Below are 13,324 nucleotides of genomic sequence, written 5' to 3'. Positions count from 1 at the left end.
GCTATCTCATCAGATTCGACCATAGCTCAACCATCACCAAGCTACAAACCCCGCACCAAGCGCACAAGTTTGCGATACGGGATGTAGCCCTCGCCCATCCCGCCATTGGGGAGCACGATGGAGGGTGTCCCTTGCACCCCGAACTGCTGTCCCAGCGAAAAACCGTCATCAACGGCTGACCGGCAACTCTTCGACGGTCTGGACGCAAGAGCTTCGCCATGAAACGCACGGGTCATGGCATCAGTGGGAGACTCGGAACAAAGCACCTGAGCCAGCTGATTGGCCACCTGTGAGTGCGCGCCGGCACGAGGGAACGGTACGTAGCGCACGGTGACGCCGGCTTGTGTCAGCTGATCGATCTCCTGATGCAGCTTCTGGCAGTAGGGACAGGTCGTATCGGTGAAGACGGTGATGCGTCCGATCTCCTCGCCCTGGGCGGGATAATCCACCGTGTCCCCCTCCGGAATAGCACTCAGCTGGTCCAGCCGATCCTGACGGTCGTGCTGCTCGGTGACGTTGATGAGTCCGTCGGGGCCGTTGTCATAAAGACTCCCCACGACCATGTGACGTCCCTGAGCGTCGCTGTAGAACGTGTCACCGTTTCGCAGCCGCACCTCGTAGATTGGTCCCTCCAGATCGACCCGCCGAATGGAGTCCGTCGTCACGGGCTGGCCGTTGATTGTCAGGTCTTGCAGCGCAGCGGGAGGGGGCGTGTCCAGCACATCAGGAACCGGAATACCGGTGGCCTGCGCTGACACGGGCATCATCAGGGTCAGACCGACAGCGTAAAGCAGGTTGTGAGCTTTCATCGCAGCGCCTCCAGGCATTCATGAACGGTGTCTCCGCCGTAGGTATCAATGGTCCAGCAATCTCCCAGGGTGATCGCCGGCAGTTCGAGTGACTCGTGGATATCCAGGTAGCGACAGCCATCCCGCAATGCTTCGCTGACGTGGGCACGTCGGCTCGGCGAAAAGCCCTGCCGCTTGAGACGAGAAAACCGATTACGCCCGATCTCGGGCGTGGCGTGCCCCTCAGTGGCGAATTCGCTCTGCGCCCACCAGTTGGCGACGTCCATCGACCAGATGTTTCCACTCCCCTCCTCGAACACCAGGTCAAGCCGGTGCGTGACCTGGAAGTGACCGGGCGGCAACGCCGAGACGTTCACGCTCCAGTGAAAGGTGACTTCGCCAGCCTGCTGCCCCTCTGGCAGCGTGATGAAGTGACCCAGGTGGCAATCATCGGAGCCCCCCACGAAATACAGTCGATTGGGATACGGTTGGCGAAGGGTCCAGCCCGTCGCGGGGATGACGGGAGTGTCGAGCCAGCTCGCCGATACCGACAGGGTGATGTCCCCGAGCGCGACACCATCGAAGGGATCGACCTGCAGGACCGGGAGTAGATGCAGCGTGCGCGCTCTCGCGTTGAGGTTCATCGTGCTCACCGCGTCGTCGATCTGGAGTTGTGGCATGTAACCGATCCTTCTTTCGAGGTCGTGAGGTACGGCGACAAGCGTTGCTGGATCTCGCGCGCGTCGTAGCGACCGGAGGCCGCGAAGCGCAACAGCGGCACGCCCGCCGAAGCAAACGCATCATCAACAAAACGGTCCCGGCGTTTTCGGTCACGACGCTGATGGCTGCGGTCATCGAGTTCGATCGCGGCGAGAATTCGCCCACCGCGTGGCTCGCACACCACGAGATCGACATGCTTGGCGCTGATCAGCCGGAAGTAGCGCCACCACCGCTGATCGCGGCGATGCCGCTTGCGAAAGCGCACCTGCAGCACGTCAGCGATCCGGACCTTGCAGGCAATCAGGGCTGACGAGCCGGCGGCCCGCTGGACGGCGGCATAGAAAGCCTGCTCGGTTGGGGTGTTGAGCCGTTCCTGGGGGATGTAGGGGTAACGACGCCCGCCGGATACCAGCCGTTTGAGCTGCCACAGCGTGAAGACGACGATCACCAGCACCGTCGTGATGAGGACCAACATCTCAGCCATGCGTGGACTCTCCCGAAGCCGCCGTCTCTAGGCCACGAAGCCGATCCAGTTTCTCGGCAACCATGATGGCCGCATCGAGTTCGGTGCAGCCGTGCTCGCGCATGATCGCTGCCCGCTCCGCTTTCTCCTCCGGCTCGGTGCCGGCCAGCGATAGATAGAGACTGGGCGGCACGACACGGAACAGCGACTGCAGTCGGCCGCCCAGCACCACGCCTTCGGTGTACTTGCCCGACGCCTTGGTCGCCGACTCGACCAGCAGACGTTGGTCGTCGGTCAGGGTCTTGAATCGGCCAACCTCAGCGATCTCGTTGGGCGGCATGTTGAGCAGCAACCACCACTCCATCATGTTGAGCATCTTGGCCGAGACGTCGGGAAAGTCCTTGACGTTCTGAGTCGCCAGCCAGAGCCAGTGGTTGAGCTTGCGCCCCATCTTGGCCACGCCGACCAGAAACGGCGCGAGAAGGGGGTTCGCCGTCAATAGGTGGCACTCGTCGATGACCTGGATGATGGGACGGCCGCTATACTGATCGCGTTCCGCCATGGTGGTGATCATGTTGGTAATCGACATCACCGACAGGGCAAGCTGTGCCTCATAGCCGGGGTTGGCGTAGTGCGCCAGATCGATGATGGTGACGTCACACTCCGGCCAGGCCTCCCCCGGCTGGTTGAAGACCTGACCGTCGAATCCATCACAGAACATGCCGATCCCCTCGCCCATCATGTAGGCGCGGTTACGGCGACCCTCGGGTAGATTTTCGTCCCGAGAAAGCGTGTAGAACGCCTGGCGAACGTCCTCGGAGAGGCACTGACGCCCCTCCTCGAAAGACTTCTCGGCGGCGATCATCACGGCATCGCGCACCATCCGATTATCGGCGCGCCGATAATCGGCCTCCTCCTTGGGATCACCGCCGGTGATCATCAGGCGCGCCATCATCTCCATCTCGCCCAGCAGGTCACGCTCGACGTCCTCCTCGTCGGACTCGTCCGTACCGATCGCCTCGAGCAGATCATCTGGCGTTGCGGCCAGGTCGTCCGGAGACTCCCCATAGTCCTGGCGATCGCGCACCACACGGCGCTCGCGCATTTCAGGATCCAGCAAGCGATGGGCGTCCGCGAAGGGAGGGAGCTTGGCATTCGCTCCCGGGGCGAGCTTGACCTTGTTCACCGACAGCCCCATGCGCTCGAAATAGTCGGCGAGCAGTCCGAAGCTATTGCCCTTCTCGATGATGAACAGGCGCGGCCGGCGCATCGCCACCACCTGCCCCAGCATCGAGTTAAGAGTTGCCGACTTGCCGGCGCCGGTCGGGCCGAACACGAACATGTGAGCGTTCTGCTTACGATCCAGCTTATTGAGCGGGTCGAACGTCAATGACTCGCCCCCGCGATTGAAGAAGCTGATGCCGGGATGTCCCGTTCCCCGGGCACGTCCGTAGAGGGGTGCCAGGTTGGCCAGGTGCTGCACGAAGTTAAATCGGGTGTACCACCGGTTATTGCGATCGATCTCGGGGTCGAAGTTCATCGGCAGCCAGCGCAGATAGGTATTGAGCGCAGCCACCTCGTTTTCGGGTTCGACGGGCTTGAGGTCGGCGGTGCTGAGCTGGGTCGTCAGATCCATGACACGGCGATCCAGATCCGCCTCATCGTGGCCGCTGACGAAGAACGCCAGCGCCGACTGGTACATCTTGTGATCCTTGCCAAGATACTTCCGCGCCTGTTGGCAATCCTCACGGACGTTCACCGCCAGTACGCTGTCGCCGACAGCCTTCTTGGCCAACTGATCGATGTGGCTTTCCAGGGGCTCCTGAGGGATGGCCACGATCGTCATGCACGCCTCGACGCCCAGTGGTAGCACGTCGAACGTGGCGTTGCGGATCGAGGTCTGGCCGCGCGAGATCTCGGCGGTCAGGTGGCCCACCTTGGGCACCTTGCGCAGTTCCTCGACGGGAATGACGCGCTGCGGCTCACCGTCGAAATACCAGAGCCCGGATCCCGCGTCCGCGCGAGGGGAGCTTGCCAGCATTCCCTCGGCCAGGTCGTAGGACCAAAGCTGGATGTCGGGATCGTCGCCCGGATAGTCGAACACGTCGTAGAAACGCTGGGGGTCGTCCGGTGAGAAAGCCGGGCGCGGGTTGAAGCGCGGCATCATCCACCGATGGAAATCACGACCGTCATAGCGCCGCACCGGCAGTCCGGCGCTGGCCAGCTTTGACTCCAGCTTGCCGTAGACATGGTTGAGCAGTGCCTCCGGCGAGAGTCGCGATCGATGCTCACCGAGTTTTGCCTTGTTCTTCCGGCTGGCCCAGCGATACAGCACCAGCCGCGTGCGCCGCGTCTGACCACGCCAGGCGGTCTGGGTGATGATGTCATCTTCGAACAGACCGTCAGGACGCGAGATCGCCTTGAAATGCGCCTCCATACTGGCCAGCCACGCTTTCGTGTATTCGGTGTCCCGAAGATCCTCCGGGATCGCGTCACGAATGCGCTGCAGGTCTTCCCGAGGGTCGGTGTCGTCCTTGGTGTAGAGCTGGACCACCCATTGATTGGCATCCAGCTCCGGCAGGCTGTCCTGCAGCGCCGCTTCGATCTGATCGCGCACGGCCTCCAGCGCCTCGAGCGAACGACCTTCCGAGGGTGCGGGGGTGATTTCGGCAACAATCCCCAGCGAGACGCCATCCTCAAGCAGGAAACAGCCCGATTCCGGCAGGTACTCCGACCAGGGCAGCCGACTGGCGAAGGATGGCGCGCGCTCATACTGACGCCGAATGTCGCCGAGGCTGGGCATCTTGCCGCGCGGCAACGGCATGGGCCGACCGGTTTCATCGGTCAGGAGCGCCCGTTCGTTAAGGGTTTCCTGACGACCCTCTGGAGCCTCTTCCAGCTCTTCTGCCGGGTTGACCTGGTTTCCCTTGGGTGGGAACAAGCGATTCATGAAAGCATTGAACGAGGACATCAACGCGTCCTCCCTGCCGGTCGCGCACCCTCGCCAGGCATCGAATATTGCGGCTTCTGGTACAGCGGAAAGACCGTCGAATAACCGGGCACCGGCACGCTCTGGTCGCCGGCGAGGTGCGGGTAGATGTAGATCACGAGGTCCGGGTTGGGCAGGCGCGAAAACTGGCTATGAATCTCGTTAGCCGCCTCTCGGGTGTAGCGTGTGCGCTCGTCCACCATCTCGCCCGACGTGATCGGACGGCGCAACGATCCTCTTGCCGCCTCGACCGCCTGCTGACCGGTGTTGCCGGTGGCCGTTGGGCCACTCTGCTCGCTGGACCCCTGCTCCCATAGCTCCTGCATGGTCATGCCATTGGTCGGCATCAACTCATCCTTTGAAGTCGCACAGCCCGAGATCAGCCCCAGGCCGACCAGGGCCAGGGCGGCGATCAAGACGCGCGCGACCGCGCGATCTTCAGTCGAGCCCGACTGTGGTTGCGGTTGACGTGTCATAGCGCACCTTCCTCCCTTCGGTCTCGTAATCGATCGGCAACTGCTTGTTGATGTGGATGGCCACGTTTTGACCCGGCGGTACGTAAACCGCCGCGAAGGCCTCGCCATAGAGCTTATTGACCCACTCGCTCATATCGTTGACCCCCTGACTCAGGATCTGCCCCACGGCCTGATTGCCGCTCATGGCCTGCGAGATCGAACCGTCGCTGCCGAATGAAGTGATCGAGGTTGAATCATCATCGGAGAGCATCGTCGCCGCGCCGGCGCCGGCGGCCGTCAGCAGGCCCTGGGTGCCGAGATACTGCTGCGCGTTACTGCGCCGCATGCCGCTGATACAGGGCAGACCTGCCTGGTCGCTGATCCAGCCGATGGCATTGCCACCACCAATGGACTGGTTCTGGTTGCTGCCGCCGTTACTGTCACCACCGTTCTGGTTGACGTCGTCCGGCGACGGCACGGTGCGGATCGTGCCGTCCTCGAAAACGAAAGTCAGGGATTGGATGTTTCCGCGCACGCAGGAAAGCGTCCAGTCGCCGGTCGCAGTGCCGCTGGCAACGGCAGCTTTCACTTCCGGCAGCTCGATGCCGTTGGCCGTCAGGTTGTCCTTGCCGATCATCACCTTGAACGGGTATGGGTCGTTGACCGTGCCATCGACTGGCACACGGCCCAAAAGTGCTGTCATGGCGAGTGATCCCATGAGCGTCGAGTTCTCCGGGATCGTATAAACCGGCTCCACTGTCGAGGCATCCGGCTCGCCGGTCACTCGCGATTCAGCTGCACTCGATGCCCGGGAAGCCATGTCTCCCGCCGTTTCAGCGGCGGCCTTGAATGACGTGGGGAACGCTGGGCCATCATCACGACCGCTACGACTCGAGCGCTCCTCCTTCGAACGGCGATCCATCGGATCGACCCAGGCGAGATTGCCACCGCCCGAGTAGCTGCCAGATGGACCACCGCCGCCCTCGAGCCCTAGGCCGATCGGCATGTCGTCGTTGCCGGACTGGCCATCACTGCCGCTGCTGTCCTTGTCTGCCGGCACCAGACGGTCCAGGCGATTCTCGAAGCGGGACAGCAAGGACTGTTCGCTCTGCTCACGCGCCCGTTGTTGACGCTCACGCTCCTGGTGAATCGCCTCATTCACCGATCGGTCGACGTTGGAAGCACGCTCGGCGAGACGGTTGTTCTCCTCGACCAGGCTCTCCATTCGCTCCTGGTCACGTTGTCGCTGACGCTCCCAGGCATTCATCTTGCCCACCAGGGTGGCTACGGTGTCCTGCGACGAGTCACCACTGATACCGAGGGCATCCATCTCGTCCTGTGACAACGTGCGGGTATCGTCCTGCGCAGCCTGCTGTTGATTTTGCCCTGCCTCCTCGCCGCCACTGCTACAGCTCTTGATGACGATCAGGATCATCCCGACGACCAGAACGGGGACACCAACCTTGAGAAGCGTGTTGCCCTGCAGTTTCATGAGTCACCTCCCTGCGACAGCGGCAGTGCCTTTGCCAGGGACAGGCTATTGGTCACAATGAAGACGGTGGTGGTATCCGCCACGCTGCCTCTAGGGCCCAGCGTGGGATGCATGAAGGTGGCACTGTAGAGATCGCCCTGGAGCCAGCGCGGATCCAGCTCGAAGGCCCGCGCGGGATCTCGGTTGGTGAGTTTCACCGCCGTCACGGTCCAGCCATCGAGTTTCCATGCGGCCACCGGAGTCGCTGAGACAGGTAGCGAGGGCAACAGTGACGGCATGCTGTCCGGCAGTTGCATCGCGACCCGGTTGAGGCCCCTCACAGGCTCGATCGTTCGCGTGGGCGCGTAGAGTGACTGGGCGGCGAAACGGGTCAACACGACCGGCACGGGCGTCCCACCGGCAGACGATTCGGTGCGATCACGCTCGCCACCCTCGTTATCGGGTTCAGCCTCAGCGCTGCTCGTGGCAGCCCCGGCGTTGTCATCCGGGAACACCACCTTGATGTCCTCGTCGCTTGCCCCGCTCTCCTTGGCGGTGAGATCGAACAGCACGACTTCATTGGTCTCGACGTCTTGAATCCGCACACGCTGGGTATCGAACGCCTGACTAGCCTTGAGGTAGATCGCCCCACCCGCGCTCTGCACACGCAGCGTATCGGGATCGGCGATTTCACGCGGAAGACCCACACGCACGTTGCGATCGAGCACGATGACTCTCTCGGTACCGACCGGCAGGTCGACGTCGAGGGGCTTGCGGTCCCAGTGCAGAATCTCCACGGCATGGGCCTGGAGCGCCACACTCAACAGCGAGGCGCACAGGCCGCCTCTCAACAATGACGCCTTGAGGCGATTCATGACTCACCCTCCTGCTGTGGAATTTCCAGCCGCTGGGCCGGGCGGGCAAGGCAGTCGATCTGCATGCCCCACTTGTTGTTCTGCGGATCGCCCTCGGCACGTACGACTCTGATGGGAAAGCGCATGTAGACGTCGCGCACGGGCGTGCCGGCGTAGGTTTCCTTGACGGCGAGATCCAGGTTCACGATCCATTGATCCCGAGAGACGACTTCCACTGAGCCAGGTCCTGACTGCTCGTTACTGAAACCACGACCGGGAATTTCGAAGACGCTCCGCTCCCGTTGATCCAGCTCGTTGCGCTGCTTGCGATAGCGATAGTCTTCTTCGAGCTCGGCCTGGCAGGACGGCGTCAAGAACGGTGAGTAGGCGTGGAGGTTGCGCTTGTAATCCGCCTCACCATTGGACGGCCAGCGGTTGATCTGCTGCCAGACGTAAGTGGTGAAGGCATAGATGGCGGAGGGGGGCTTTTCCCACCACTTCTGAGTCGAGCCCGTGCGCAAATCCGGTGGAATCGAGATAGTCATATCCTTGGGTGCGCTGTACCAGCCATAGCCCATGCCCGCGCTAATCAGAAACATGGCTATAATGGCTCCTCGGAGCGTGGTGATATGGGCATCGCGTGCCCCCAGCGCATTACGCAGGCGACTCATCGCAGTTCTCCTTGACTCCGGGGCTCACGCCCAAGGCGATAGGGGCTTGAGCGAGTGATGAGCGTTTCACCGCCGAGGTTGATGCCGTAGACGGCGAATCGATACAGGATCTGGCGATAGAGCAGCGAGGGAGGACGGCCACGTCGTAGCCGACGCATGACGGTGCCGCCGACGACCAGGGCGAGTGCCATGACCGCTACGGCAACGGTAGGTGCCATGGCAGGCATCCCGAACACGAACGCCAGAACGATGCCCGGAAGCATGCCGCCGACGAAGCCCGCCACCGCCATGATGCAGACCTCCCGTAACGTCATGCCCCGAAAAACCACAGGGGCGTCGTTGATCCGTTTCGGCAGGAAATCGATGCTTGCCATGACGCCCCCTCACTGAGCCAGGATCGGTGCGGCTTCAGTGCTCAGCCAGATGATGACCAGGATCAGCACGACGCCGATGAAGGCGGTTACACCGAATTTGGTCCACTCGCCGCGCTGTCGCCCTTCGTTGAACGACGCCAGGCAGCCGATGCCGACCCAGATGAAGGCGGCGGTGCATAGCAGCAAACCAGCGAGGACGAAGCCGTCGTACATGTATCCCTGGGCAGTGGAACGAATCCCGCCACCGCCCTGCGTCGGCTCCTCGAGTGTCGGGAGATCGGCCAGGGCGAGACCCGGTAGCGCCGTGCTGGCCAACACGACGAATTTTTGGCAGGTGCGGTTGAACCCACCGCCAATACGTTGGAACAGTGATTGCAACGACATGATGGCTTCCTCTTGAGATGGTTTGCCGACTTGGCTTTTACCCCAGCAGGGGCTTCTGCATGCCCTCATGACGAGGGTCAGGTTTGGCAATTTCCGTCAGGACAGAAACAGCCAGAAAAAAAGCAGGATTAGCAGCACTGACTTGACTGCAACGGTTGCCACGACGTCTCCGTCTACACGTCCCTTGACCCAACCGCGGTAGGCCGACATGAGAATCCACCCGGCACACAGCAAAATGGCCACACATCCCACACCGGCGATGAGCCAGGACAACTCCTGATCGCCCATGCCGGACCCCGCCTCGAACGCTTCCACTACTGCCCCCGGTCGTCGAGATAATCGCCGTCGAGCGGCTGGGGTTGTCGCGGCAGCAGGCGATCCGGTGCGAGGTAGGCATCGATACCGCTGGTGATGGACTGCAGGTCACTGCGTAGTCGAGGGATGTCGAAGTAGATCCGCGTGGATTCGGGATCCGCGTTCTGCTGCCTGGCGTCGATGCGATCGACCACGACCTTGATCTGCTCGATTTGGGTCTGGATCAGTGCCAGGTCCCGGCGCTGGATCTCATCGATGTCACTCGCTTGCGCAGGACACACGAAGCTGTAGCTGCTGGCGAACAGGAGGCTCGTGAACAGCGTGGGAAAGGAAAAGCGTTGGCGCACCGTCATGGTTGAGTCCCGTCGTGAGTGGTGACGACATGGGTTCATGGTCGAGGCAACTCACTCGGGGATCAGCTCAAAACGTTAAGCGAAACAGCGGGGTATTCTTGAAGGCGCAAGAGGCGCCCGAACCACTAGGTGGCGTCGGGCGATGAGCGAGGGCTACTGGTTCAGAGGTACTTTTTGAAGCTCGAGGTCGCGATGGCAATCATCAGCCCAAACAGCAGGGCGCAGGGGAGCAAAAACAGGTTTGGGTGGATCGAAAACGGCAGCGACAGGTAGATCAACCAACCGGTCAGGAAAATCGGTGTCACCATGCGCTTGGCGTGGTGATAGATGAACGCCGACTCGCGCCCTGCCCCGAAGCGGCGCAGATCGCGACTCACCAACCCATCGATGAAACCCACCAACGCGGCCATGATGAACAACGGCGATGTCAGAATCAGAATGACGCAGCGCGTGAGGGTCATCAGAGTCACGAACATGGCCGCCTGCAGGTAAGTTTTCAGCGTCCCCGCCCAACCCACGGCATCGGCTCCCTGCTCAACCCAGCCTGCGATGCCGGATTTCACGAATATCCATTCATAGCAGGTGTCTACGATCATCGTGGCAAACTCGACAGGGGACGACACCAGCAGCGACTTGGAGAACTGGCTATCCAGATAGCCCATCTCGGCGAGCATGGTCTGGTGTGCGTGGTCGGAGCCTGACTGACTGAACCATTCGAAATAGATACCGACCCACTCGATCAGCACGCTGCAGATGATCGAGATCAACACGATCCATATCAGCGTGAACAGCAGCTTGAGCAACGTACCAACGAGCCCGCTGCGCTTCTTCTCGGCCCGCTGAGCCGGTGCCTCATCCCTCGCCATGACTCACCTCCCCGGCTCCGCCATCCACCACGGCGGCATCACGCTCGACCGGCTCATGCAGACTCGGCGGATTGCTGAAATCCATATGGATCGGCGGCGGCATGACGCCCGTCCACCACTGATCGCCCGTGGCGTATTTGGCGCGCATGCGACCCGCGATGTCAGCCACGTCCCTCGGCACGTCCTCGGTCTTGTCCGGCAACGGTAGCGGCATGCGGATCTTCCAGAGCTGGCCGCCCTCGAGCAGTGCAAAGGCCTGCCCCTTGGGGAGATTGATGACATCGTTAGACGTCAGCATCTCCACGGACTCGGTGCCGATGCGGTCGCCTGCCGAGGAGCTGAAGTCCTGGTCGCTGTTCACGTCAGCATTGTCACTGGCCATCGATACCATCAGCCGGGTCGAGACGTTCACCTTGGCCAGCTGGTCTGTCAGCAATCGCGCGGTGCGCTCCTCGCGCACCCTCAACATGATCAGGTTGTTGAAGTTGCCCACCACCTGGCCGGCCTTCGCCGTGGAGCCGATCCGCGCCTCGATGTCCGAGAGCGTCTGGGTATAGGCCGTCACCTGGATGCCGGCACCGCCCCCTTTGTTGATCAGCGGGATGAACTCGTCACCCATCAGCTCGTTGAATTCGTCGCAGTGCAGGTTGATCGGCAGCTTCTGGCTTCCACCCTCCCCGGGAAGACCATCCTCTGACCCGAATTTGTAGATGTGACCGGCGACCGACACGATGTCGGCGAACATCGAATTGCCCACCGCCTGAGCAACCTCAAAATCGCTCAGCGCATCGAGACCGACATAGACCACTCCTTTCTTGCGAATGACCTGCTGCCAATCGATGATTGGACGCTCGTCCTCGATGTCGTCGTAGTCGGGCGAAAGCAGCTCGGCGATCTTGCCGCTGGTCAGCTTCTCGAGCAGCGGTAGAAGTGACGCTACGATCTTGTCGAAGTAGGTCTTGTCGTAGCGCACTGCAGAGAGCAAGCCATCGAGCACAGGGTCGTTCAGCGATTCGATGACATCGGGCTGTTGCAGGTACTGAACGATCGCGACCACCCGCTTGTGACGCCCCTGCAGGTTACGCGGCGTGTTCTTGTCGTTGGTTTTCCCCTCGATGTCGGTGATCTGTTGGTTCGACCCTGGAAGCTGCTGCTCCAGCATCTGCTGGACGTACTGCATCAACAGCGCATCGATGTTCACCACATCAGCAAGGATCTGGCCGTAGCTTGGCCGCTCACCCAGCGCGTGACGGGCGCGGGCGACGATGTTGACGAAACGCCAGGCGAACTGGCGAAACGCGGCAGAGTTGCCCTCGCCGGAGAGCTGACCGGTCACGCGGGTCGATACTTCGGATAGACGCGAAAAGCGCCCCACGGCGTTGTAGCGGCACGAGACGTCCGGCCAGCCCAGATGGAAGATGTAAAACTCGTCACCCCTTCCAGCCTTCTGGGCCTCGGCGTACATGCGCATCATCAGATCCGCGTCCCCCTTGGGATCGAAGCAGATCGTGATGTCGCCGCGCCGGATGTCCTGGGTGATCAGAATCTCGGCCAGACGCGTCTTGCCCACGCGGGTCGTTCCCTCCACAAGGGTGTGCCCCACCCGCTCACCGAGCGGCATCCAGACGTCGTGCTCTCGCCACTCGACGGCATGCAGCGCCGGACGCCCGCCGACCGGTGGTAGCGGCCGCACCGGATTGAGCATCGAGTCCCAACGCAGCAGCGCGGCGATATGTTGGCCGACCGCTCCGCCCTCCATCGACTGCTCGAGACGGCGGGCGCGCTGATACCAAGGGCTCGGCTGGACGTAGCTCTTGGCAGCCGGCTGAGCCGCTTCATGCAACCGCTGGGTGTGCTGGGCATCCCATTTGAAGCCCTTGCCCAGCCACAAACTCCGGCGGCTCAAGGGCACCTTGCGCGCCGGCAACGCGAAGCGCGGCAGACGGCGCATGTTGCGGCGATAGCGCAGCACGACCCATGCCTGACGAAAGCGCCAGGCGCCGAACGCGGCAAAGCCCGCTGCCGTGGTGATGCCAACACTGGGCGCCAGTGCCAGCGACCAGGGTGCCCAGATGCAAAGGACGACGCAGCCGGCGCAGATCCAGACGGTGTACAGCTCGACGGCGGGCCGCAGGAGGGATTCGAGGGGGTGATTGCTGCTCATGAAGCGGCTCCTTCCCACCAGGGCTCAAGCGGAATGCGTTCCCCACAATCAAGCCGGGATTCATGCTCGTAGACATGGGCCTGATAATGTTCGATATGCACATCGCAGAAGCGCTCGAGTTCGGCCTTGGGGAGTCGCGGAGAGCAGATATGTCCTGGTCCCGCTTCCAGATCGAGCAGCTGCGCGTCGCCATTGTCGTATTCACGCAGATCAGACCCCGTCATATCCATAGCCATGCAGACATGATCAAGCCCCTCGGCAAACTTCCCCACCATCAAACGGATCGGCTCCTGTTCCAGCCGTCTGGCCGGCAAGTGCGGCTTCCCCTTCTCGACATAGGCGGGAGCAATGATCTGAAAAAGCTCTCCCGCACGATGAATGATATCCCCCGAACGTAACGCATCCGTCTCGACCTCTTTCCATCGATCCCAGACGAAGCAGTAAACGGTAGCCATGG

Annotated in this window: 14 protein-coding genes; all 14 read right to left on the bottom strand. The window is 61.8% G+C overall.

Translation table 11 applies throughout. From position 1 onward, the window contains the following. Nucleotides 1–41: 41 nt before the first annotated feature. The 14 genes from BC443_RS12940 to BC443_RS18635 all read right to left on the bottom strand — a co-directional run bounded on the left by BC443_RS12940 (nt 42) and on the right by BC443_RS18635 (nt 13,322). Nucleotides 42–809: a DsbC family protein gene (locus BC443_RS12940; protein WP_170835883.1), complete on the bottom strand. Its 768-nt coding sequence runs from the start codon at nt 807–809 to the stop codon at nt 42–44. Then, on the bottom strand, nt 806–1,468 hold the full coding sequence (locus BC443_RS12935; protein WP_071232246.1) for a hypothetical protein: 663 nt from the start codon (nt 1,466–1,468) through the stop codon (nt 806–808). The genes BC443_RS12940 and BC443_RS12935 overlap by 4 nt, the downstream gene beginning before the upstream one ends. Continuing rightward, nucleotides 1,438–1,992 (bottom strand): DUF2726 domain-containing protein, encoded by a 555-nt coding sequence (locus BC443_RS12930; protein WP_071232245.1) that lies wholly within the window; start codon nt 1,990–1,992, stop codon nt 1,438–1,440. The genes BC443_RS12935 and BC443_RS12930 overlap by 31 nt, the downstream gene beginning before the upstream one ends. Further along, complete coding sequence (locus tag BC443_RS12925; RefSeq protein ID WP_071232244.1) at nt 1,985–4,942, bottom strand: conjugative transfer ATPase; 2,958 nt, start codon at nt 4,940–4,942, stop codon at nt 1,985–1,987. Before BC443_RS12925 ends, BC443_RS12930 begins: the two co-directional genes overlap by 8 nt. Beyond that, nucleotides 4,942–5,436, bottom strand: coding sequence for a TIGR03751 family conjugal transfer lipoprotein (locus tag BC443_RS12920; protein ID WP_071232243.1), 495 nt, complete (start codon nt 5,434–5,436; stop codon nt 4,942–4,944). The genes BC443_RS12925 and BC443_RS12920 overlap by 1 nt, the downstream gene beginning before the upstream one ends. Then, entirely contained in the window at nt 5,399–6,901 is a 1,503-nt protein-coding gene (locus BC443_RS12915) for a TIGR03752 family integrating conjugative element protein (protein WP_071232285.1), read from the bottom strand. The genes BC443_RS12920 and BC443_RS12915 overlap by 38 nt, the downstream gene beginning before the upstream one ends. A gap of 2 nt (nt 6,902–6,903) precedes the next feature. Beyond that, entirely contained in the window at nt 6,904–7,761 is an 858-nt protein-coding gene (locus tag BC443_RS12910) for a TIGR03749 family integrating conjugative element protein (protein WP_083387387.1), read from the bottom strand. After that, nucleotides 7,758–8,411: a PFL_4703 family integrating conjugative element protein gene (locus BC443_RS12905; protein ID WP_071232242.1), complete on the bottom strand. Its 654-nt coding sequence runs from the start codon at nt 8,409–8,411 to the stop codon at nt 7,758–7,760. The genes BC443_RS12910 and BC443_RS12905 overlap by 4 nt, the downstream gene beginning before the upstream one ends. After that, entirely contained in the window at nt 8,408–8,785 is a 378-nt protein-coding gene (locus BC443_RS12900) for a TIGR03750 family conjugal transfer protein (RefSeq protein WP_071232241.1), read from the bottom strand. The genes BC443_RS12905 and BC443_RS12900 overlap by 4 nt, the downstream gene beginning before the upstream one ends. A gap of 9 nt (nt 8,786–8,794) precedes the next feature. Continuing rightward, nucleotides 8,795–9,169, bottom strand: coding sequence for a TIGR03745 family integrating conjugative element membrane protein (locus tag BC443_RS12895; RefSeq protein ID WP_071232240.1), 375 nt, complete (start codon nt 9,167–9,169; stop codon nt 8,795–8,797). 314 nt (nt 9,170–9,483) lie between these two features. Next, entirely contained in the window at nt 9,484–9,837 is a 354-nt protein-coding gene (locus BC443_RS12885) for an RAQPRD family integrative conjugative element protein (RefSeq protein WP_071232238.1), read from the bottom strand. 161 nt (nt 9,838–9,998) lie between these two features. Beyond that, nucleotides 9,999–10,703, bottom strand: a complete 705-nt coding sequence (locus BC443_RS12880) for a TIGR03747 family integrating conjugative element membrane protein (protein ID WP_071232237.1) — start codon at nt 10,701–10,703, stop codon at nt 9,999–10,001. Next, nucleotides 10,690–12,867 carry a type IV conjugative transfer system coupling protein TraD gene (traD, locus tag BC443_RS12875; protein ID WP_071232236.1) on the bottom strand — a complete coding sequence of 726 codons (2,178 nt, stop codon included), beginning with the start codon at nt 12,865–12,867 and terminating at the stop codon, nt 10,690–10,692. The genes BC443_RS12880 and traD overlap by 14 nt, the downstream gene beginning before the upstream one ends. Further along, a complete protein-coding gene (locus BC443_RS18635) occupies nt 12,864–13,322 on the bottom strand; it encodes a hypothetical protein (RefSeq protein ID WP_139284313.1) in 459 nt (152 codons plus the stop codon). Before BC443_RS18635 ends, traD begins: the two co-directional genes overlap by 4 nt. Between the last annotated feature and the right edge of the window lie 2 nt (nt 13,323–13,324).

The organism is Salinicola sp. MIT1003, assembly GCF_001858555.1.
Lineage (GTDB): Bacteria > Pseudomonadota > Gammaproteobacteria > Pseudomonadales > Halomonadaceae > Salinicola > Salinicola salarius.
The sequence above is the reverse complement of the archived record's forward strand: the minus strand, read 5'-3'. Positions and strand labels throughout refer to the sequence as shown.

What these genes read in the sequence shown, in the direction of transcription:
- BC443_RS12895 (WP_071232240.1), bottom strand. Translation starts at nt 9,169, where the DNA reads ATGTCGTTGCAATCACTGTTCCAACGTATTGGCGGTGGGTTCAACCGC.
- BC443_RS12940 (WP_170835883.1), bottom strand. Translation starts at nt 809, where the DNA reads ATGAAAGCTCACAACCTGCTTTACGCTGTCGGTCTGACCCTGATGATG.
- BC443_RS12935 (WP_071232246.1), bottom strand. Translation starts at nt 1,468, where the DNA reads ATGCCACAACTCCAGATCGACGACGCGGTGAGCACGATGAACCTCAAC.
- BC443_RS12920 (WP_071232243.1), bottom strand. Translation starts at nt 5,436, where the DNA reads ATGACACGTCAACCGCAACCACAGTCGGGCTCGACTGAAGATCGCGCG.
- traD (WP_071232236.1), bottom strand. Translation starts at nt 12,867, where the DNA reads ATGAGCAGCAATCACCCCCTCGAATCCCTCCTGCGGCCCGCCGTCGAG.
- BC443_RS12930 (WP_071232245.1), bottom strand. Translation starts at nt 1,992, where the DNA reads ATGGCTGAGATGTTGGTCCTCATCACGACGGTGCTGGTGATCGTCGTC.
- BC443_RS12905 (WP_071232242.1), bottom strand. Translation starts at nt 8,411, where the DNA reads ATGAGTCGCCTGCGTAATGCGCTGGGGGCACGCGATGCCCATATCACC.
- BC443_RS12925 (WP_071232244.1), bottom strand. Translation starts at nt 4,942, where the DNA reads ATGTCCTCGTTCAATGCTTTCATGAATCGCTTGTTCCCACCCAAGGGA.
- BC443_RS12885 (WP_071232238.1), bottom strand. Translation starts at nt 9,837, where the DNA reads ATGACGGTGCGCCAACGCTTTTCCTTTCCCACGCTGTTCACGAGCCTC.
- BC443_RS12900 (WP_071232241.1), bottom strand. Translation starts at nt 8,785, where the DNA reads ATGGCAAGCATCGATTTCCTGCCGAAACGGATCAACGACGCCCCTGTG.
- BC443_RS18635 (WP_139284313.1), bottom strand. Translation starts at nt 13,322, where the DNA reads ATGGCTACCGTTTACTGCTTCGTCTGGGATCGATGGAAAGAGGTCGAG.
- BC443_RS12880 (WP_071232237.1), bottom strand. Translation starts at nt 10,703, where the DNA reads ATGGCGAGGGATGAGGCACCGGCTCAGCGGGCCGAGAAGAAGCGCAGC.
- BC443_RS12910 (WP_083387387.1), bottom strand. Translation starts at nt 7,761, where the DNA reads ATGAATCGCCTCAAGGCGTCATTGTTGAGAGGCGGCCTGTGCGCCTCG.